Genomic DNA, 1,009 nt, shown 5'->3' with positions numbered 1-1,009 from the left:
TGTTGTGCAGCCAGCTCCTGACAGTTCAATATCAGAAGTGATCTGCACCAATCTCGACTATGCTCAATACTCGTGTGGGCTCTGTTGCAAAAATCGTGAAGCTTGAGCATGCTTGGCGGAGATTGGACGGACGGAACGATGACGGATTTCAAGTGGCGCCATTTCCAGGGTGATGTGATCCTGTGGGCGGTGCGCTGGTATTGTCGCTATCCGATCAGCTATCGCGACCTTGAGGAAATGCTGGCGGAACGCGGCATTTCGGTCGACCATACGACGATCTATCGCTGGGTCCAGTGCTACGCCCCGGAGATGGAGAAGCGGCTGCGCTGGTTCTGGCGGCGTGGCTTTGATCCGAGCTGGCGCCTGGATGAAACCTACGTCAAGGTGCGGGGCAAGTGGACCTACCTGTACCGGGCAGTCGACAAGCGGGGCGACACGATCGATTTCTACCTGTCGCCGACCCGCAGCGCCAAGGCAGCGAAGCGGTTCCTGGGCAAGGCCCTGCGAGGCCTGAAGCACTGGGAAAAGCCTGCCACGCTCAATACCGACAAAGCGCCGAGCTATGGTGCAGCGATCACCGAATTGAAGCGCGAAGGAAAGCTGGACCGGGAGACGGCCCACCGGCAGGTGAAGTATCTCAATAACGTGATCGAGGCCGATCACGGAAAGCTCAAGATACTGATCAAGCCGGTGCGCGGTTTCAAATCGATCCCCACGGCCTATGCCACGATCAAGGGATTCGAAGTCATGCGAGCCCTGCGCAAAGGACAGGCTCGCCCCTGGTGCCTGCAGCCCGGCATCAGGGGCGAGGTGCGCCTTGTGGAGAGAGCTTTTGGCATTGGGCCCTCGGCGCTGACGGAGGCCATGGGCATGCTCAACCACCATTTCGCAGCAGCCGCCTGATCGGCGCAGAGCGACAGCCTACCTCTGACTGCCGCCAATCTTTGCAACAGAGCCTCCGTCGCCATGCTCACCTCGCTTTGGTGCACACGAGTATTGAGCATAGTCG

At 59.3% G+C, this 1,009-nt stretch carries 1 protein-coding gene; it reads left to right on the top strand.

Annotation, left to right across the window (positions count from 1 at the left end; translation table 11 throughout):
• Positions 1–138 precede the first annotated feature (138 nt).
• Entirely contained in the window at positions 139–903 is a 765-nt protein-coding gene (locus OKB77_RS23955) for an IS6-like element IS6100 family transposase (protein WP_001389365.1), read from the top strand.
• Positions 904–1,009 lie beyond the last annotated feature (106 nt).

Origin of the sequence: Aeromonas sp. Y318-3, from assembly GCF_027706185.1 — a bacterium.
Lineage (GTDB): Bacteria > Pseudomonadota > Gammaproteobacteria > Enterobacterales > Aeromonadaceae > Aeromonas > Aeromonas veronii.
Note: the sequence above shows the minus strand (reverse complement) of the source record. Positions and strands in the feature narration are given on the sequence as shown.